Origin of the sequence: Corynebacterium sp. MSK297 (assembly GCF_030232885.1) — a bacterium.
Classification (GTDB): domain Bacteria; phylum Actinomycetota; class Actinomycetes; order Mycobacteriales; family Mycobacteriaceae; genus Corynebacterium.
This window is the reverse complement of sequence record NZ_JASPGD010000001.1, coordinates 341,897-361,258: the sequence shown is the minus strand read 5'-3', so window position 1 is coordinate 361,258 and position 19,362 is coordinate 341,897. Positions and strand designations below refer to the sequence as shown.

18 protein-coding genes are annotated in these 19,362 nt (G+C 56.6%); 14 read left to right on the top strand and 4 right to left on the bottom strand.

The window, feature by feature from the left end; all coding sequences use genetic code 11:
• The first annotated feature begins 39 nt into the window (after positions 1-39).
• The 5 genes from QP888_RS01645 (at position 40) to QP888_RS01625 (ending at position 4,097) form a co-directional block, all read left to right on the top strand.
• Positions 40-780: a lysophospholipid acyltransferase family protein gene (locus QP888_RS01645; protein WP_284811855.1), complete on the top strand. Its 741-nt coding sequence runs from the start codon at positions 40-42 to the stop codon at positions 778-780.
• Positions 781-798: 18 nt separating this feature from the next.
• The gene (locus QP888_RS01640) at positions 799-1,896 is read left to right on the top strand and encodes an acyltransferase family protein (RefSeq protein WP_284811719.1); all 1,098 of its coding nucleotides are present in this window, start codon (positions 799-801) and stop codon (positions 1,894-1,896) included.
• A 64-nt stretch (positions 1,897-1,960) separates the two neighbouring features.
• Positions 1,961-2,119, top strand: coding sequence for a hypothetical protein (locus QP888_RS01635; RefSeq protein WP_284811717.1), 159 nt, complete (start codon positions 1,961-1,963; stop codon positions 2,117-2,119).
• Between the two features lie 41 nt (positions 2,120-2,160).
• Positions 2,161-2,676, top strand: a complete 516-nt coding sequence (locus tag QP888_RS01630) for a polyadenylate-specific 3'-exoribonuclease AS (RefSeq protein ID WP_284811716.1) — start codon at positions 2,161-2,163, stop codon at positions 2,674-2,676.
• Positions 2,677-2,708: 32 nt separating this feature from the next.
• A complete protein-coding gene (locus QP888_RS01625; RefSeq protein ID WP_018120486.1) occupies positions 2,709-4,097 on the top strand; it encodes a class II 3-deoxy-7-phosphoheptulonate synthase in 1,389 nt (462 codons plus the stop codon).
• Positions 4,098-4,169: 72 nt separating this feature from the next.
• Here the strand turns inward: QP888_RS01625 and QP888_RS01620 are convergent, their stop codons facing one another.
• Entirely contained in the window at positions 4,170-5,561 is a 1,392-nt protein-coding gene (locus tag QP888_RS01620) for a protein kinase domain-containing protein (RefSeq protein WP_284811713.1), read from the bottom strand.
• Positions 5,562-5,654: 93 nt separating this feature from the next.
• On the opposite strand from QP888_RS01620, the gene QP888_RS01615 reads away from it, so the two are divergent.
• Positions 5,655-6,038, top strand: coding sequence for an Rv2175c family DNA-binding protein (locus QP888_RS01615; protein ID WP_284811711.1), 384 nt, complete (start codon positions 5,655-5,657; stop codon positions 6,036-6,038).
• On the opposite strand, the gene QP888_RS01610 is transcribed toward QP888_RS01615, so the two are convergent.
• From QP888_RS01610 to QP888_RS01600, 3 genes are all read right to left on the bottom strand, one after another.
• Positions 6,007-7,563 carry an alpha-(1->6)-mannopyranosyltransferase A gene (locus QP888_RS01610; RefSeq protein WP_284811710.1) on the bottom strand — a complete coding sequence of 519 codons (1,557 nt, stop codon included), beginning with the start codon at positions 7,561-7,563 and terminating at the stop codon, positions 6,007-6,009. The genes QP888_RS01615 and QP888_RS01610 overlap by 32 nt on opposite strands.
• Entirely contained in the window at positions 7,563-8,690 is a 1,128-nt protein-coding gene (locus QP888_RS01605; protein ID WP_284811708.1) for a polyprenyl synthetase family protein, read from the bottom strand. The genes QP888_RS01610 and QP888_RS01605 overlap by 1 nt, the downstream gene beginning before the upstream one ends.
• 102 nt (positions 8,691-8,792) lie before the next feature.
• Positions 8,793-9,362, bottom strand: a complete 570-nt coding sequence (locus QP888_RS01600) for a GNAT family N-acetyltransferase (protein ID WP_284811706.1) — start codon at positions 9,360-9,362, stop codon at positions 8,793-8,795.
• A gap of 118 nt (positions 9,363-9,480) precedes the next feature.
• Here QP888_RS01600 and QP888_RS01595 point away from each other — a divergent pair, with 118 nt between their 5' ends.
• The 8 genes from QP888_RS01595 to QP888_RS01560 all read left to right on the top strand — a co-directional run bounded on the left by QP888_RS01595 (position 9,481) and on the right by QP888_RS01560 (position 19,311).
• Complete coding sequence (locus QP888_RS01595) at positions 9,481-10,020, top strand: SAV_6107 family HEPN domain-containing protein (protein ID WP_284811705.1); 540 nt, start codon at positions 9,481-9,483, stop codon at positions 10,018-10,020.
• Between the two features lie 181 nt (positions 10,021-10,201).
• Positions 10,202-10,660 (top strand): DUF3040 domain-containing protein, encoded by a 459-nt coding sequence (locus tag QP888_RS01590; RefSeq protein WP_284811853.1) that lies wholly within the window; start codon positions 10,202-10,204, stop codon positions 10,658-10,660.
• Between the two features lie 616 nt (positions 10,661-11,276).
• A complete protein-coding gene (mraZ, locus tag QP888_RS01585; protein WP_284811704.1) occupies positions 11,277-11,711 on the top strand; it encodes a division/cell wall cluster transcriptional repressor MraZ in 435 nt (144 codons plus the stop codon).
• A 144-nt stretch (positions 11,712-11,855) separates the two neighbouring features.
• Complete coding sequence (gene rsmH / locus QP888_RS01580) at positions 11,856-13,019, top strand: 16S rRNA (cytosine(1402)-N(4))-methyltransferase RsmH (RefSeq protein ID WP_284811703.1); 1,164 nt, start codon at positions 11,856-11,858, stop codon at positions 13,017-13,019.
• Between the two features lie 2 nt (positions 13,020-13,021).
• Complete coding sequence (ftsL, locus tag QP888_RS01575) at positions 13,022-13,987, top strand: cell division protein FtsL (RefSeq protein ID WP_284811702.1); 966 nt, start codon at positions 13,022-13,024, stop codon at positions 13,985-13,987.
• Between the two features lie 115 nt (positions 13,988-14,102).
• Entirely contained in the window at positions 14,103-16,064 is a 1,962-nt protein-coding gene (locus QP888_RS01570; protein ID WP_284811851.1) for a peptidoglycan D,D-transpeptidase FtsI family protein, read from the top strand.
• A gap of 125 nt (positions 16,065-16,189) precedes the next feature.
• A complete protein-coding gene (locus QP888_RS01565; protein ID WP_284811701.1) occupies positions 16,190-17,800 on the top strand; it encodes a UDP-N-acetylmuramoyl-L-alanyl-D-glutamate--2,6-diaminopimelate ligase in 1,611 nt (536 codons plus the stop codon).
• Positions 17,800-19,311: a UDP-N-acetylmuramoyl-tripeptide--D-alanyl-D-alanine ligase gene (locus QP888_RS01560; protein WP_284811700.1), complete on the top strand. Its 1,512-nt coding sequence runs from the start codon at positions 17,800-17,802 to the stop codon at positions 19,309-19,311. Before QP888_RS01565 ends, QP888_RS01560 begins: the two co-directional genes overlap by 1 nt.
• The last annotated feature ends 51 nt before the right edge of the window (positions 19,312-19,362 follow it).

Below are 19,362 nucleotides of genomic sequence, written 5' to 3'. Positions count from 1 at the left end.
GGCTGGATCCGAGCTGTGGCGAGGGCAAATACCAAGGGCATGAACAATGGCTGGTACCGCTTTTTTAAGTATGTGCTAATCGGCCCGTGGCTGCGGGTATGGAATCGTCCATTCACCGAAGGCTTAGGAAACGTTCCGAACCAAGGCTCCGCTATGTTCGTGTCCAACCACCAGGCAGTGATGGACTCGTTTTACCTCCCGCTGATTTGCCCGCGTCAGCTAACATTCCCGGCGAAAAAAGAATACTTTACCGGAACCGGATTCGTCGGGGCTATCCAGCGATTTTTCTTTACCTCTGCGGGGCAGGTTCCCATTGACCGCACTGCAAAAGATGCTGGTGATGCACTGATCGATACCGCAGAAACTGTGTTTGCTCGCGACGATATTTTTGGTATTTATCCGGAAGGTACGCGTAGTCCTGATGGTCGTATCTACCGGGGACGCACGGGCATGGCGCGGATTGCGATGACCACGAACGTCGACGTAATTCCCGTGGCGATGATAAATACCGCCAAAGCCAACCCAATTGGTTCATGGATTCCACGCCCTGCCAAAGTTGGTGTGCGTTTTGGTAAGGCGATCTCGCCACATCAATGGGCGGATGAGCAGGGGCTTAACCCGGAAGACCATCAGACAATACGGAAATTTACGGATTTTGTGATGCGCGAACTGGCGTTACTGACCGGTACCGAATATGTCGATCGTTACGCATCGGAAGTTAAGGATTCCTTGCAAGCAGGCAATGGCTATCCAGAGGGCACCGAGCCCAACCCCGCGTAATTCAGTAGCAGGAGGATAGTGGCTAAGCAGCGGCTGAAGTGGCCCGATATCGCCCGCGGGATTTCAATTTTGGGCGTTATCGTCCTTCACGTCTCGCTGGCGATTCCCGAGGCTCGCGATACCTGGCTTTCGCAAGCAAATGAATTCCTCGACCCCTTGCGGATGCCTCTGTTTTTCTTAGTCAGCGGGCTTTTTGCTGCGAAAATATTCAGATATAGCTTCTGGCAGCTTTTCGCCCACCGACTCTGGTTCCTACTGGTTCCCTATATTATTTGGGTGCCACTCGAGCTGTCTGCCTTCCAGGTAATCATCATGAAAGACTATGATTCCGCGTGGCCGTCCGCGACTTATTTTCTGCTGCAGCTCGTTACTGGGTCTACGATGATCTGGTTTTTATACGCGTTAGTCGTGTTCAATATTGTCCTGTGGTTGTTGCGTTCTTTTCCTGGGTGGGCAGCTGTTCTGGTATCTTTTCTCGGTCCCGTTGCGCTGTTGCCATTCCATGAGCATTGGCACCTGATCGCGAAATCAGTCATCTATCTTCCCGTATTTGTTTTTGCTGCGTACTTTTCAGCCTCGGTGCATCGATTTACGGCACACGTTCAACGCATGCCGGTTGTCGTTGGGGTCACTGCGGCGTACGTCATGGGTTATATAGGTGGGGAGATGTGGGGAAGTATGCGCAGCTCCACGATCTATTGGGACGGCCCGGGAATCATTAAGTTTGGCGATTTTGAACTTGATCTGCTCTTTCGCATTGTTCAGCACGTGTTGTCCCTCCCGGCTGCTATTGTGCTGTCCGTTGTGCTGACCTTGCTTCCTCGTGTCAGCGCGGTACTGCTCAAACTTGGGCGCAATACTTTGCCACTTTACGTCGGCCATCATTTCGGCATCATGGCTATGTTCCATTATCAACGCCTCTGGGTTGTGGACGTGGAGCTGGATGATATTAGCCGATTTGGTAGTTTTCCCTTGAGTAACACTTATTTTTGGTGCGTGTGTGCAGTGCTCGGTGCCTTGGCCGCGGGGGCGTTATTGAAATATCTCACGCGTATCCAATCTTTACGCTGGTTGCTGTATCCGCCCCCATTGTCGGCGTTGCTGCGCCGTGAGTAAGATCGTCGCTGGGAGTAGGATTACCGCCGAGTGCGCAGCATGCTGAGAAAGAAGGAAGCCTTTCGTGGATAAACTCACCATATTCCGGCTGGTCGCGGTCACTATCGCTATCATTGGTTACGTGGTTTTGGCGTCAGTTGGTGTTGATGCCACTGTCGTCGGACCGATCTCAGTTCTGCTCATCGTCTTGCTGCTATTCGTGCCGTTGCGTCGCCGTCGTTAAGCTGTTCGTCGAACCGGACCGAGGAAGAAAGCAAACCATTCGTGCGCTATTTTTATGACACCGAATTTATCGAAGACGGCAATACCATTCAGTTAGTTTCGATCGGGATTGTTTCCGAACGGGGCGAGGAGTACTACGCAGTATCGACAGATTTTGATCCACACCGCGCTAACGCTTGGGTGCGCAAGAATGTGTTGAATAAATTGCCCCCGCGTTCTTCGTCGGTGTGGAAGTCGAATGCTCAAATCCGTCGAGAAGTTCTGCGATTTCTCACTACCGACGGGCGGCCTGACTTGTGGGCTTGGGTAGGTGCATATGACCATGTTGTGCTGGTTCAACTGTGGGGTGATATGAGTGGCCTACCGCAAAATTTCCCGCGCTTTACCCATGAGCTAAAGCAGCTTTGGGAAATGGTGGGCCGGCCAAAACTGCCGGATGTGCCAAGGGGTAACCATGACGCGCTTGTCGACGCACGGCACAACTTGGAAAAGTTTAAAGTATGCCAGAACGTGGCCGCGTTGGATCGCGAGAATCGTGTGCAAAGGATCATATCTTAGCCGTTTTCACGTGCGTCTGCTTTAATGGAAGTGTGAGTTGGACAGTAGATATCCCCAAAGAAGTGCTCCCTGATCTTCCACCCCTGCCGGATGGCATCCGTGAACGGTTTGAAGATGTCATTGCTCGTCCAGCTGGTCAGCAGCCGTCGTGGGATCGCGCCCAAGCAGATAACGTACGGAAGATTTTGGAATCGGTTCCACCGATTGTGCTGCCACCTGAGGTTTATTCTTTGAAATCGCAGTTGGCCCAGGTTGCTAATGGGGAAGCCTTTTTGCTCCAGGGTGGAGACTGTGCAGAATCTTTTGAGACCAATACTGAACCGCACATCCGCGGAAACATTAAAACGCTGCTGCAAATGGCAGTGGTCCTGACCTATGGTGCGTCCACTCCGGTGGTCAAACTTGCACGTATTGCTGGCCAATATGCCAAACCACGTTCTGCTGATCACGACAGTAATGGGCTGCTGAATTACCGCGGCGACATCGTTAATGGTGTGGAGCCGACGGAAGAAGCTCGCCGCCATGATCCCGCCCGCATGATTCGTGCGTACGCTAACTCATCAGCCGCAATGAACTTGGTTCGGTCGTTGACCTCTTCCGGAACTGCTGATTTGCACCGGTTGAATGAGTGGAACCGGAAATTTGTCGCTACATCGTCTGCAGGCGCACGCTACCAGGCATTGGCGAATGAGATCTCACGTGGTCTGCGCTTCATGGACGCATGTGGAGTTAACGACTCTGTGCTGAAAACCGCCGATATTTACTGTTCGCATGAGGCCTTGCTCGTCGATTATGAGCGTGGGATGCTGCGTTTAGGCAAAGACGAAAATGATGAGACCAAACTATATGATCTCTCGGCGCACCAGGTTTGGATTGGTGAGCGGACCCGTGGTTTGGATGACTTCCACGTTAACTTCTGTGCCTTGATTGCCAACCCGGTCGGCATCAAAATCGGCCCGTCGATCACGCCGGAAGAGGCCGTGGCGTACGCCGACAAACTGGATCCGGATAAGGAACCAGGGCGCCTGACCTTCGTGGCGCGTATGGGACACGACAAAGTCCGCAGCGTTTTGCCTGGGGTGATTAAAGCCGTGGAAGAATCAGGCCATAAAGTGGTGTGGCAGTCTGACCCGATGCATGGCAACACGTTCACGTCGTCGAATGGTTATAAGACCCGACACTTCGACAAAATCATCGACGAAGTCCAGGGCTTTTTCGAGGTACACCGCGCACTGGGCACCCATCCAGGTGGTATCCACATCGAGCTGACTGGCGAGGATGTTACGGAGTGCCTGGGCGGTGCGGAAGATATCACAGATATTGATCTTCCTGGCCGCTACGAGTCTAAAGTGGATCCGCGGTTGAACACCCAGCAGTCCCTTGAGCTGGCATTCTTGGTTGCGGAGATGCTGCGTAATTAACCACGGCAGTTACTACTCACCGGCAGTAGGCAACTCTAAAGGGGGTTCTACCACTGCGCACACCAATTTCTGCTAAAGCCAGAGCTGCGGCATGTAGCCGTAACCGCCTGAGCCGAACCACCAGCTGGCAACGGCGACAGCGCCGGTTGCTACGGCCATTCCCAAAACCACAAGCAACAGCTTCACTGTGGAGCGGTTGCTGAGTGGTTTTTCTTTTGGGGCTGGACTTGCTGCTGCCGGTGGAGCCGGGGGCTGCGGTTTTTCTGCAAATGGGCCTTCCAGCCGTGTTTCGTTATGCGCCCGCGGTGGTACTGGCGCAACCGGTGGCGCTGCGGGGCTTACTGGAGCACCGAAACCTGCAGGCCTCGCAGCTGCAGGAGTAGGCGTTGCCGGGGTATCGGCGACGGTGCCATCGGCAAGCGTTTCCCGTGGTTGCGCACTGTCGTTGGGCTCGCTGTCGTTGTGGGTGCCGTCTGGGGCGCTGTTTGGGATCATGTCAGCGGGTGTGTCCCCGTCGGCGGCGAGAGGCAAATGTGCCGTGGCTTCCGGTAGAGGAGATTCCGCAAATGGTGTGTGCACCGCGGCTCGGTGTGCCGCAGCGTTTTCGGGTATTGGCACAGCAACATGTGGAAGTTGCAGCTCACTGGCGACGTCGTCAAGCGCATCCAAAAATTCTCGGGCATCCCGAAAACGCTCATCTGGGTTCCGGGTGGTTGCGGAAGCCACCAAGGCGTCGAAAAGCGGTGGCACACCGTCGATCAAATCTGAGGGGGCCGGCACATCATTGTGCAGTCGGGCGAGTGCGCGCCCTAGGGAAGTCTCACCAACGAATGGCACCTGCCCGGTTAGCAGCTCAAAGAGCACGATCCCCGCGGAATAGACGTCGGTAGCGGGCGTGATGTGGCTACCGTCGACCTGCTCCGGTGAAATATACGAGACCGTGCCGACGATCTGATTCGAGGTTTTTTGCGTGTTGTTCATCGCGCGCACCAACCCGAAATCGGCAAGCTTAATGCCACCATCGGCGTCGATCAGCACGTTGTGTGGCTTGATATCCCGGTGTACCAAGCCTTTCGCGTGGGCGACAGAAAGCCCCTGTAACACGGATCGCAGCATCACGGTGGCGGTGGCGGGATCCAGCGGGCCGGTTTCTGCTAGTAACTCGCCGAGGGTGCCGCCGGTGATCAGCTCGGTGATGAGATAGACGTGTTCGCCTGCGGACGAGAAATCATATACGCCCAGGATATTGGGGTGGCGCAGTTGTGCCATTGCGCGCGCTTCCCGGGTAAAACGGTCGCGGGAGATGGGATCATCCAGGTAATCGCCGTCCATCACTTTCGCGGCTACTGCGCGCCCCAGGCGAAGGTCGAGGCAGCGGTACACCGTGGACATGCCGCCGCGTGCGATTGCTCGATCTATGCGGTAGCGATCTTCCAGTATCTCGCCTTGTTCCAGCCTTGTCATGGTCTCCAGTATGGCTGATAAGCGGTGCGAAGTGTGTAGCAGGGCACCGGTAGCAGACCATCGGTGGTTGGGCGGCGGTAGTAGAGTAGTGGCGTGTTGGATAACGAAAAACAATTGAGCGAGAAAACATTAGCTGCTTTGCTTGCCGACGAGACGCTGCTGACGCTTCCGGAGGTTGCCGAGAAGCTCGGTTTGCGTATCACGCGGGTACACGACTTGTTGTCGGCCAAGCGCATCATCGCTGTGGAACTTTCGGGTAAGCGCTATGTGCCTGCGGCATTTTTCAACGACAAGGGTGCGATCAGCAAGCACGTTGCTGGCATAATCACTGTGCTCTCCGATGGTGGTTTCAGCAGTGATGAGATTTTCGAGCATTTGTTTACCCCTGATGAGACTTTGCCGTCTCGCCCGATTGATGCGTTGCATGGGCATTTGGCGCGCGAAGTTATTCGCCGTGCGCAGGCGCTGGCTCTGTAACTGTCTGCAATTTGTTCTGATTGTGCTGCACCGTGGCCGCTGGGTAACTGACCCGCGCACCAATCGGGAACACCAGCACCGTCAGCGCCCAAGCCACCGCGCCGGTTACCAGTACCCATACCAGGTTGTAGAACTGGTGGTTGCCGCCAGCGGCGAAACCCAACCCTATAAACACTGAAGCGCCGGTCGCCAACTTCCACACCCACATCGGTGGGCGCGCGACTCCTACTAGCGAAATCAGTGAGGCGTAATACCAGGGCAAGGTCACGGAGTTGGCCACAAAGGCAACCGAGTATGCAGCGACGATGCCTTGGACGGCTGCACGCTGGGTTTTCCGGAATACCATCCATGCGATGACGAGCCCAGCAAGCATCAGCAGTGAGCTGACTGTGCGCGTTGATGTGAGCACCTGGTTGTACGTGAGCTCGATATCGGCTAAGCCGAGCACTCCGCCGACAAGCAGGTCCGTCACCAGGGTTGGCAGGGCTAGTGGGTTGACTACCTTGGAGTTTCCGGTGATTTCAGTCAGCCAGCCCCACGATGACCCAGAAGCTACGGTTACGCCCGCGATCACGAGGATGGTTTCAGCCACGGCAACCACACCGGTGATCAGCAGGCTGAGCAGCCGCCGCCACAGTGGGTCGTGTAGCGCGGTGTAGTGCCGCACCATCATCCACACCACGAATGGTAGGGCGATGCCTGCGGTAGCTTTGAGCGAGACCGCAACCGCGATCAGTGCGATGCCGAGCACGAATTTTTTCCGCAGTGCCAGCAATAGCCCGAGGGAGACCAGCCCGACCATCACGGATTCGTTGTGCATGCCGCCGATCAGGTGCAGGATCATCACGGGGTTTGCCGCAGCCATCCATAATGCGAGTTCTGCATTGCCACCCAGACGGCGGGCGATCCTGGGCACGGCGTAGACAATTCCGGCAAAGCCGAGTATCGAGAGCAGCTTGTAAAATATAATTCCGGCTGTGACGTTGTCGCCGACGATGCTGGTAATTATCTCACCGGTCCATAAATGTAGGGGCCCATACGGCGTGGTGGTGTTGCGCCAATCGTGGGAGACTTCCAGCAAATACGGTCCTGGATTAACCGCCGCACCGTCGTTGTAGGGGTCGAAGCCGTCGCGAAGCATCGCGCCTTGCATCAGATACGAATAGACATCGCGGGATGCCAATGGACCTGCTAATAACAGCGGGGCCACCCACACCGTAATATGCTTGCCGACGGAGGCGGTACCCGGTTGTTTCGCTTTACTGTGCTGGTCACCACACGAAGGCTTGCCGACGATCTGCCGTCCGAGCAGTGCCCACGCGAAAACCAGCAAGAAGAGTGCTACCCAGTAAACCACGCTGGCGAGCCCACGCGCGTGGCCGAAGGTTAAAAAGCTCCACCCGAGTTCGTGGAGGATACCGCCCCGGTTGCGCACGGCTCCTGCACCAAATGACGAGGCCGTGAGCAATACGGTCGCTGCTAGCCCGAGCCACAGTGGGCGCGGAATGGGTAGTCGAACAGTCATCAGCTGTGACGCCTCGTGGCTTTGATCGCGAGTGATTCCAAATTGGCGCGCACGTCGTCGCGCAGGCTGATCGTGCGTAGCAGGGCCAAACCGGATTCACGCAGCTGGTCGATATTGTGCTCGATTTCATCGACGGCACCAGAAGCAGTGATGATTTCTCGCATGCGATCGATCTCTGCCTGATCGGACGTGTTGCCCAACAGGCGTCGGAGATCAGCTGCGGCGTGTGGGTTACGTTCGTCGGCCCGCGACAATGTCAGTGCGATCAGTTCGGTTCGCTTGCCTTCGCGTAAATCATCCCCAGCTGGTTTGCCGGTCACCTCGGGGTCCCCGAATACACCCAGTAGGTCGTCGCGAAGTTGGAAGGCAATCCCAATATCCCGGCCGTAGCCACGGAAAGCGGTGATGAGTTCCTCGGATCCGCCGCCAATTGCCGCGCCCAAGTGCAGGGGGCGTTCAATCGTGTACGCGGCGGTTTTGAAGCGATTGACATTGGCCGCCAGCGTGCGGGATTCGTCGGCATGAGCTTCGATGGAAATATCAAGCATTTGCCCCCCGATGACTTCTTGCCGCATATGATGCCAAGGTTGCTGCGCGCGAAGCAGTGCCTGTGGGGATATTCCGGATTCGCGGAACATGTCATCAGCCCAGGCTAGTGCTATATCTCCCAACAAAATCGCCACGGAGGTGCCAAAATGTCCGGCATCACCGAGCAAGCCTTGTGCGTCGTGTGCATCTGCGACCTGCCGGTGCACAGCTGGTTTGCCGCGCCGGGTTTCGGAGGCGTCGAGAATATCGTCGTGGATAAGTGCGCAGGCCTGGATGAGTTCGAGGGAGGCTGCGGCGCGGATGACAGCATCGTGGTCTTCGCCTGCGCCGGAGTGTGCGGCTGATCCTGTGGCCTGGGCGCCGCAGAAACCCGCCCAGAGATACAGCGGGCGGATACGTTTTCCGCCGTCCAGCACGAAGCGTTCTAGGTAGTCGATTGCCTGTGTTACCGGTGCTCCGATGCGGCTGAGCTCGCGGCGTCGCGAAGCAAAAAAGTCTTCGAGTGCGCTGTGCACGGCGTCGGGAAGTTGCTCGAGTGCTAAGAATGGCTCGTTTTGATCACGCAATTCGAATGCCACGGAAAATCCTTGCGGGGTGGGTCGGTGCCAGGGCTTCAGCGTCGTTTTTGGTTTGACTTGGCTGAGCTTGGCTGGTTTTCAATACTTTCAGTACCTGTGAGCCTACTGGTTGGGCGTATCGGGTAAGGGGAGCGGGGCAAATAAGATCGCGTAGGCGCGGGGATCACCTGGATAGTGCACGTCACGGATGATGTCACGAAAGCCGAGTGAGCGGTATAAGCCAAATGCGCGGTTGGATTCGTGTGCGACTTCTGGTGTGGAAAGCAGAAGGTAATTGGCTGGCATATTCCAGGCTAGTTGCCTTAAGAGGCGCTTGCCGACGCCATGGCCTTGCATTTGTGGTAGCACGTGCAATTCCGCGAGCTCGGCGTAGCTGCTGAGCTGCGGGCGGTATTTGTTGGTGGTACCAGCCTGTTCTAAAAATGTGCGCAGATGGTTGTCCCACCAGTAACCTCGGTAACCCAAAAAGCCGTAGGCCACCCCGATGATTGTGTCACCAACGACCGCAATAATGGCGCTAAACCCTGGGTGGAAGATATCCCGCCGCCAGGCTTTAATCCGGTTGCTTGCGACACCTGGCGAATACTCCATTGCGTCAAGGTAAATGCCGACTAATTCGGGTGCTAGCAGGGAAAATTCTTGTGGCGATAGGCGGCGGTATTCGATCTTCATGAGGCTGACGATATTCTTTCGAACAGATTTTCGTATCCGGCAGGGTGGGTGTGAGCGACCGGGCATAGTCTCAATTTCACACGATGTAGCAGTGAAATATAGAGCGAGGTTGAGCACTATGCCGCAGGTTATTTCTGCAACCACTAAATTTAACCACACTGCCGGTTCGCGTCGGGGTGGAATGGGGCCACGTACGCGCCGTTCTGGAGCTGTTACTTCTCGTGCCGGGGTGGACCGTTCTAGGGTGAATCGTTCTGGGGTGGATGCTGTAGCGCTAACCCGGCACCGCAAGCTGGTAGCTAGCGCAGAAATGTTGATGGGTAAGGCACGTGCCTACTTGCGCGATGGCGATGCTAGTCAAGCATTGGAATTTGCCTACTGGGCTGGCCTCCGTTTGGCTGGTGCGCGGGTTGCAGTTTCTTCGGTGGACAAACGTCGTCGGAAGCCGACAAGTGCATGGGAGCAGCTAGCGCTGATTGATGCCGCAGGTAAGCAGTGGGTCCACCGGTTTCAGCCGTATTCCAGGTTGTCTCGGGATATTGAACTTGGGCTGGGTGCGGAAATTTCGGACCTGCAAGTAATGTCTTTATTCAAATTAGTGGAAGAATTCTTAGTTGAGGTTGCTGCGCAGACGCTGGTGGAACGTACTGCGGCCTAATGTAGTGGCAAGTGTGATGTCAGGTGCGATTTGGTGTGATGGGGTCTCGCAAAAAAGTAGAAATTCTGGGAACAATAGCGATAGTCTGGGCGTTAACTAGATTGAAAGCTAGTGAGAAGTGTCCATGCGCGCCGACGGCAAGCCGTATGGGATGCCAATTGCCCCACCAGGAGGAACCACCGTGTCGCTGTCTGAGCAAGAGCAGCAAGCACTCCGTGAGATTGAGGAGTCGCTGCTTGCTGAGGACCCTAAGTTTGGCTCTTCAGTTTCCGAAGATGATTCGTCCTTCACTGGTTTTGGTGAGGGTGGGGGGTTGACACTCCGTGGCGTCGCGCTAGCAGTAGTCGGCCTGGTTGCTGTCATCGGTGGCGCCGCCACCGCGCAGTTTAGCCTTTGGTATATCGCCATTAGCATCGCCGGTTTCTTGGTGATGTTCGGCGCTGGTGTATGGATGTTGCGTGGTAATGGGAACTCCGACAACCAGCTTTCTGCGGCTTCGCTGTCGAATTCTTCCTTGGGGTCTCCGCGTGGGAGGTCGAAGGCTGCAAAATCTGTGCGCAATAACAACGCTGCTAATGGTAAGCGCACATTGGGCGACAAGATGGAGGAGCGCTTCCGCTCTCGCTTTGACGAGAATTAAGATTTTTCTTGCGTTAAGCGGGCTTAACCCCATGGTGATCTGCACGGTCACCGTGGGGTTTTTGTGCCTGTTTGTTTTTGCTACGTGCTGTGGCCCCCATTTCGCCCCGCAAGGTCGGAATTGTGCCCATATTCCCCACTTTGCCCCACCGTCCCCACTTTGCCCCACGCTGTTGGTTTGGTGTGCAGTCCCTCAAGCGGTAGCCGCCGCTAAAACTTCCTGGCAGAGCCCCAAGTGTTAAGGCCCTCAGTGTTGCTGTGCTCTGCTTTGTTGTTGTGTTCCGCGTTGCGGCTGCCTCAACCCCGAAGCGATGGTGGTGTTTATCGGTGTTCTCAAGCGGGTATGAGGAATTGTCCCCCACCGAATTTAGTGCCATTTACCTGCATGAATAGACTCGCACTAGAGCTGTTGCGTACGTTGTTGACGTGTTTGGGGTTGATTGTGGGGCAAAGTGGGGTACAGTGGGCTTAGCCGACACGACCAGTCTTGTGTATACGCGGATGTGTCAGACATCTGTGTCAGAGATTGACGAGTGATTCTGTATGCACGAACAAGGAAGTGACGGTCAGAGAAAACCCGTGTACCGGAGGAGTTGAGTGACAGGAGGTTACCGAGAATGTTTCTCGGCACATACACTCCCAAGCTCGACGACAAAGGGCGGCTGACACTACCGGCGAAATTCCGAGACGAACTCGCCGGTGGGTTGATGGTAACGAAGGGGCAGGACCACTCTTTGGCGGTCTATCCCCGGGAAGAGTTCGCTGCTCGCGCACGCAAAGCGGCAACGATCTCACGTACTAACCCGGAGGCACGCGCGTTCATTCGTAACTTGGCAGCAAGCGCGGATGAGCAACGTCCGGACGGCAATGGTCGTATTACCTTGTCAGCAGCGCACCGCGAGTATGCAAACCTGTCCAAGGAATGTGTGGTCGTAGGTTCTGTGGACTTTCTCGAGATCTGGGATAAAGAGTCCTGGGCCGCATACCAAGAACAGACCGAAGCTGCGTATTCCGCAGCCGACGCTGACGAAGTGCTGGCTGGCCTTCTCTAAGGCAGCGCACGGAGTGTGTATAAGGACTCTGTTTGAGGCGGATGCCTCTGGTGTACTTCCCCGACATCAGAAACCTGCCTCGAACAGAGCCCTGTATGCACCCCATCATCACGACGTTTATCGCGCGAGGGGAGGACAGTTGCCATGGCACACCCATCTGATTCAGCTAATTCCGCGGGATCGAGTTCGGCGCAGCCGTTACGGGACCACGGACACGTCCCGGTGATGCGTGAGCGGATGGCGGAATTGTTGGCCCCTGCTATCGGTGCTTCGGGTGGCACCGGAATCCTTGTCGACGGCACCTTGGGTGCAGGTGGGCACACAGAATTTTTTCTCGAGCAGTTTCCCCAATTGCGCGTGATCGGTCTTGACCGTGACACGAATGCTTTACGCTCGGCCACGCAACGTCTGCAGCCGTACCTGGATCGTGTGTGTGCGGTGCAGTGCCGTTTTGACGAATTTGGCGACAATCTCGCCGCACTCACAACGGATGCTTCGGAAGCCGCCGCAGCGGATGCGAATTATGCGGGCAATCCTGAACTTCTTGTCGACGCCGCCCAACAGGGAATCACGGGGGCGTTGTTTGATCTCGGTGTGTCGTCGATGCAACTGGACCAGCTGGAGCGTGGTTTCGCTTATAAGACAGATGCGCCGTTGGATATGCGTATGGATGCTTCGGCGCCGACGACTGCGGCGGATATCCTTAATACCTATTCGCACGGCGGACTCGCACGTATCTTGAAAACGTATGGCGATGAGAAATTTGCTGGCAAGATCGCCTCGGCGGTGCTGCGTGAGCGAGACAAGGAACCGTTTACTACTTCACGGCGTCTTGTAGAACTGCTGTATGCCACCATCCCGGCGCCGGCACGTCGTAGTGGCGGTCATCCTGCAAAGCGCACGTTTCAAGCGCTGCGTATTGAAGTGAACCAGGAGCTGGCCGCCATCGAAAACGCGTTGCCGATGATTACCAGCATGCTGCGGGATAGTGGCCGAGCAGTATTCATGAGCTATCAGTCTTTGGAAGACCGTCTAGTCAAGTCGCATTTCCGTGATATTTCGCAGTCGAAAACCCCGGTGGGTCTGCCAATGGACTTACCGGGGACAGCCGCGAAGTTCCGGGTGGTTACTCGTGGGGCGGAACAAGCTAGCCAGCAAGAAATCGAGGAAAATCCACGCGCAGCGTCGGTGCGAGTGCGCGCTGTCGAAAAGTTACCGGAGCACAACCCGCAGCAACAAAATTCGGAAGTACCCACGCTGCAAGATCAACCAGCCGCAGCTGCGGTGGACCCGGAAGGTCGTGTCTAGAGATGTATACCAGTACTGATGAACGCCGGCGTAGCACCGCGGATCGTTCCTCTAGCAATGGCACGGCGACGCTGCCGCGCCGGGCGCAATATACCCGAGCCAACCGGCAGGCTGGTATCCGCGTTCGCAGCGGCCAGGCAGGTGCTGGGGCAGTAGGTTATGCTGAGCCGTCACGCCCATCTCGCACTGGTGGACGGCAGAATACTACGCAAGCTGGCAAGGGCCCGCGTCGGTTGGGTTCGCAACAGGTTGTGAGCGTACGCGGCCGCATGGTAAATCCGGTCAAGCGCGTGACGACGCGCGCCCGCCTGTCCATAGTTGCCATCGCCATGATGGTTGGTGGCATCGTTTTCGCGATCTGGCTGTCAGGTATTGCTACGCAGCAGACTTTCCGTGTGCAGGTGTTGACCGCGGAAGAAAGCCAGCTGAATAATGAATTAGAAACGCTGCATCGTGATCTGGAAAACGTGCGTTCCGCGGCAGAGATCGCGGGGCACGCGGTTGAAGAGGGTCTGGAGATTCCGGAGTTGCCAGGTATCCTGCGTCGGGATGAAAATGGCGACATTGTGGAAGATCGCCCGGCTTCGGCAGAGACTCGTCCTATTATTGATGTCAACGGTGAGCCTGTTCGTCCGGGGCAAGCATCTAGCGACCCAGACGGCATCGGTCAGTTGCGTGAGCGATTGGAGTCAATTCCGGAAGGCCGTCGTGGCATCCCGTATCCGCAGGCTGGTGCCCCGCAAGCTCCAGAAGGAGCTGCCGCGGAAGTTGCAGGCAACCAGCAACCAGCACCTAACGAGCCTGGTACCAACGACGCGGGTGCGGCTCGCGCAGGTGTAGAAAACCCAGAAAACCCAGAAAACCTGGAAACGGGGCAAGGCGGAGACAATGTTCAGCCACGCCAGCATGCAGACACCCACGACAATCAAGCTCCAGTACAGACGCCGTATCAGCCCAATTTCCGCTAATTAGGAAGGTGACATTTCCACCGTGACATCTTCTGCGCAGCGTGGCCCTCATAGTCCGAATGGTTCGGCACGCCTAGGTTCTTCGCGCACGCCGCAACCAGCGCAGCGCATGCTAATGCATAAGCGCTTGCGGCTGATCGCGGCGCTATTACTGGTTTTTGCCGTGGTACTGGCTGGGCGCCTCGCGTGGGTTCAGGTGGTCTGGGGGCCAGACTTATCGGCGCGTGCTGAAGACCAGCGCGCAAGGATTTATGTTGACCCGGCTCGACGCGGAGCAGTGCTGGATCGGGAAGGCAAGCAGATTGCCTACACCATGCAGGCACGCTCGTTGACAGTTTCGCCAACCACACTGCGCAAAGAACTACGGGAGCAGGCGCAATTAGAATCTGATGAGCGTCTTGACGACGAGCAAAAGGACGAGCACGTCCGTACAACGCTGCGCGAAATGTCTCGAGAGATTCCGAAGATTATCGAAGCAGCCTCCGCTGATGAGCAGGATTTAAAGTCGAAAGACCTGCTAGATAAGCTCAACGCGGACACTCAGTATGAGGTGCTTGTGCGCAATGTGGACCCGGATGTTGCCGCCGAAATTTCCGAGCGATTCCATGGTGTAGCAGCAGATCACCAGGATATTCGGCAATACCCTAACGGTGCGATCGGCGAAAACGTTGTGGGGCGGGTTTCGATGGATGGTACCGGCCAGTTTGGTTTGGAAGCTTCGCGTGATTCGAAGCTGTCCGGGATTAACGGCAGATCGACAGAAGATGTCTCCACCAATGGGCAGGTCATTCCCGGTACCTTGCGTGACGAGACCCCGGCTGTCGATGGCAAAGATATTGAATTGACCCTGGATTTGGATCTGCAAACGTATGTGCAGCAGCAGTTGGAACAGGCCAAGCGTAATTCTTTGGCGGAATCTGCCGAAGCTGTCGTGCTTGATGCCACAACGGGTGAAGTATTGGCTATGGCGAATACCGATACCATTGACCCAAATGGTGATATCGGAAAGCAATTAGAAGAAGGAAAACACTTCGATAACCGATCGATTTCTTTCCCTTATGAGCCTGGATCTGTGGCAAAGATTATTACAGCAGCTGCTGCGATTGAAGAGGGGGTGACCACCCCAGATGAGGTACACACGGTACCAGGCAGTATCCAGGTCGCGGATGTCACGGTCAATGATGCTTGGCCGCATGGTCCACTGCCGTATACGACGGCTGGTATCTTCGGTAAATCGTCCAACGTCGGCACGCTGCAGCTTGCAGAAAGGCTGGGTCAGGACAAGTTCGACGAATACCTGAATAAATTCGGAATCGGTGAAACCACAGGCATCGAGTTGCCCAATGAGTCGTCGGGGTTGCGGCCGCCGCGCTCGCAATGGTCGGGTTCGACGTTTGCGAACCTTCCGATCGGGCAAGGCATGTCGTGGACCACGTTGCAGATGGCATCGGTTTTCCAAACGCTGGCCAATGGTGGTGAACGGGTTGAACCGCGCATCATCAAATCCGACCGCGACGACAAGAACAACAGCGATAAGGGCGCCAGCGATAAGAACAATCGCGACGACCCCGCTAGCAACGCAGAAGATGCGGCCGACGGCACTGGCGGGAATGATGGCAACCGTGCGAATGAACAGAAGACTGCTGCTTCCGCCAACGACGATAAACCAGAAAAGACGCGCGTAGTCAGCAAAGAAACAGCAGCGACCGTGGTCGATATGTTCCGCGCTACTGTGCAGGCAGATCCGGCGGGCGTCAATAACGGGACTGCGCCGGACGCCAATATTGAGGGCTACAACATCAGCGCCAAGACCGGAACTGCGCAGAAGGTCGACCCGAACACCGGGGCGTATTCCAATTCAGCTTATTGGATTACCTTCGCAGGCATTGCGCCCGTGGATGATCCACGTTTCGTCGTCGCGATCATGTTGGATGAACCAGAACGCGGTGTCCTCGATGGTGGGGGCGGCGGAACTAGTGCCGGACCGCTGTTCCATCAGATCGCCTCGTGGTTGCTGGATCGTGACAACGTTCCGCCGTCGCCAGCTGCACCAGATTTGACTCTGCAAGCGCCGTAAAGTGGTGGCTGAACCGATAAAGAAGCGATTTACGCACACCCCTAGAAGACACCGGCCCAGTAGTTTTCACTACCGGCTCAGGCCGGCCCAGACCGTCCCAGTTTTCGAAAAGGAGCACTACCCCGATGAGTACCTCTTTGGACGCACTGCTAGAAAAATTCGGCGGAAAGCTTGCCGGTGATATCAGCAGCCCTGGTGCAGAAAACACCGTAAGCGCCTCCCATACCAGCACCGCGCGTCCCATCACCGGGATCAGCTTGGACTCGAAAGCTGTGAAATCCGGTGAGTTGTTTGCTGCTATGCCGGGCAACCGGGTCCACGGTGCGGAATTTGCCGAAAGTACTGCAGCTGCAGCAATTCTCACGGATGCTGCAGGTGCTGGGATATTGGCGAATCATCATGAGGATCGTCCGGTCTGGGTCGTTCAAAACCTGCGTGGTGTGTTGGGCTTTATTGCGGCCGAGATTTATGGGCACCCATCGCAGAAAATGCAGGTCATCGGCATTACCGGGACTTCCGGCAAAACCACGACGAGCTATATTCTGGAATCCGGATTGCGCGCTACTGGCTCGAAGGTCGGCATCATCGGCACGACGGGTACGCGTATCGATGGCGTCAAGGTTCCTACCAGCCTGACTACTCCGGAAGCACCGAAACTGCAGGAGCTTTTCGCGATGATGGTTGGCCAGGGCGTTACCCACGTCGTCATGGAAGTCTCTTCGCATGCGCTCGAGTTGGGGCGAGTGAACGGCACCCAGTTTGCGGTTGCCGGGTTTAGCAATCTATCGCAGGATCACCTGGATTTTCACCCGACGATGCAGGATTATTTCCGGGCGAAGGCCCGGTTGTTCCGCGGAGAGTTGGCAGCACACAAAGCTGCAATCGTGGTTGATGAGCACTGGGGGCGCGATATGGCCGTTATTGCTGCTGAGACTGCTCAGGAATGTTGGTGCGTGCAGACGAATCTCAACGGCGGGGATTCAGCCGATTCAGGCCTCCCAAGCGCCGAGGTGATCGTGGACTCAGCGGATCTGGCCGCAAGCGGTAACCAACAGGTACAGCTGAGAATCGCCGGTGAAAAAATAGCATTTAACCTCCCACTTCCGGGAAGCTTCAACGTGGCTAATGCCGCGCTGGCGTGCGCGATGGCCCGGCTTGCCGACGCCGACCTCGCCGCGTTTGTGCGCGGGGTGGAAAACGTTGCGGTACCGGGGCGGATGGAATCGCTAGCCGAAGGCCAGGATTTTGTCGCGGTAGTCGACTATGCGCATAAACCGGGCGCGCTGGAAGCTGTGTTGGCGACGTTGCGTGGGCAGGTCAGTGGCCGCGTGGGTGTAGTGGTCGGCTGCGGTGGTGATCGGGATTCCTCGAAACGCCCGATCATGGGTCGTATTGCTGCGCAGCACGCCGATTATGTTGTGGTCACCGATGATAATCCGCGCACCGAAGATCCAGCACTGATCCGCGCGGCTGTTATGCAAGGCGCACGTGAAGCGCTGCACACAGCAGGCATGACAAGTGTGGCTGCGGGTTCGGCAGATGAAGCCGCATACCTAGTAGAAGAAGGCGATCGAGCTAAAGCTATTCAGCTTTTGGTGGATTGGGCACGGGCTGGCGATGCCATTGTCGTGGCGGGCAAAGGCCACGAGACTGGCCAAATCGTTGGTGATACCGTTCATGAATTTGACGATCGCACTGTGCTTGCCCAAGCTCTGGCTGGAAAAGAGGCGAAATAATGATTCCGTTTACCATCGCCCAGATCGCCGATATTGTTGGCGGGCGGCTCGATAACGTCGCGGATCCTGAGGTGCGGGTCACAGGTTCGGTGGAATTTGACTCCCGCAAAGTTAGCCCAGGTGGGTTATTTTTGGCGTTGCCGGGTGCCAGAGTTGACGGCCACGATTTTGCGCACAAAGCCCACGAGGCCGGAGCAGTGGTGACGCTGGCGGCCCGCCCTGTGGGCACCCCGGCGATCATCGTGCCCACGCTGCCGCAGCTGCAAGAAACTGCATCGCACGATGCGGCGGGCTCACAGGCCTATGTTTTCGCCCATGATGAGGACGGCTCGGTACGTGCATTGCTGGCCGCGCTGGCCGCGCTTGCTCGCGCAGTGGTGACCGAATTGACCGACGCTGGTGCACTCACGGTGGTGGGGGTGACTGGTTCTGCCGGAAAGACATCCACGAAAGACATGCTTGCGGCGATCTTGTCGACGGCTGGCCCGACGATCGCCCCGCCGGGCTCTTTTAACAACGAGATTGGCCACCCGTATACTGCATTGCGGTGTACGGCGGATACAGAATTTCTCGTCGCCGAGTTATCCGCGCGCGGTATTGGACATATCGCCCAGCTGACAGCAATCGCTCCGCCGCGAATCGGTGCCGTGCTTAACGTCGGCAGCGCGCATTTGGGGGAATTTGGTTCCAAGGACACGATTGCACAAGCCAAAGGCGAGCTGATTGAAGCAGTGCCGGCCGCTAGTACTGGTGGTATCGCGGTGCTGAACGCCGATGATCCGGTGGTCGCGGACATGGCACCGAGGACCCCGGGGAAGGTGGTGACTTTTTCTGCCGAAGGCGTAACCACGGCGGATTATTATGCCAGTGATGCCACGCTCGACGAGCTCGCACGCCCGTCTTTTAACTTGCACACCCCGGATGGAAAATCCGTGCCAGTGCGCCTGCAGGTTATGGGCACCCACCAAATCAGCAACGCGCTCGCGGCTGCGGCAGTCACGGCAGAAGCCGGTGTGTCGCTGGAAAACATCTCCGCCGCGCTGTGTGATTACACTGTGGTTTCAGCGCACCGCATGGATGTACGTCAGCGTGCCGATAACGTCACCGTCATCAACGATGCGTATAACGCTAATCCAGAATCGATGCGGGCAGGGCTTGCGGCGTTGGCGTCTGCCGCGCCTGCGCCGGTGCAGGCGATTGCGGTGCTCGGTGAAATGAGCGAGCTGGGGGATGATGCAGCTGCTGTGCACCAGGAATTAGGCGCTCAATTAGGTCAGTTTGGCGTCGACACGCTGGTAGCCGTCGGCAAGACCGAAAACATCGCCGCGTTGGTTGATGGTGCACGCCAAGCTGGGATTAGCACCCGCCATGTTGCAGATGTGAATGGTGCGACGCGTACAGTGGAAGAGATCCTTCGTCCGGCACAGCAGCGCGCAGTGGTCTTGGTAAAAGCCTCCAACGCGTGGAGCCTGTGGCGGGTTGCCGAGCAGCTGCTGGGCACACCAGCGTGACTGCATAAACCAGGCTGCGATCAGAAGTAGCTTAGACAAGAAGCATTGAGC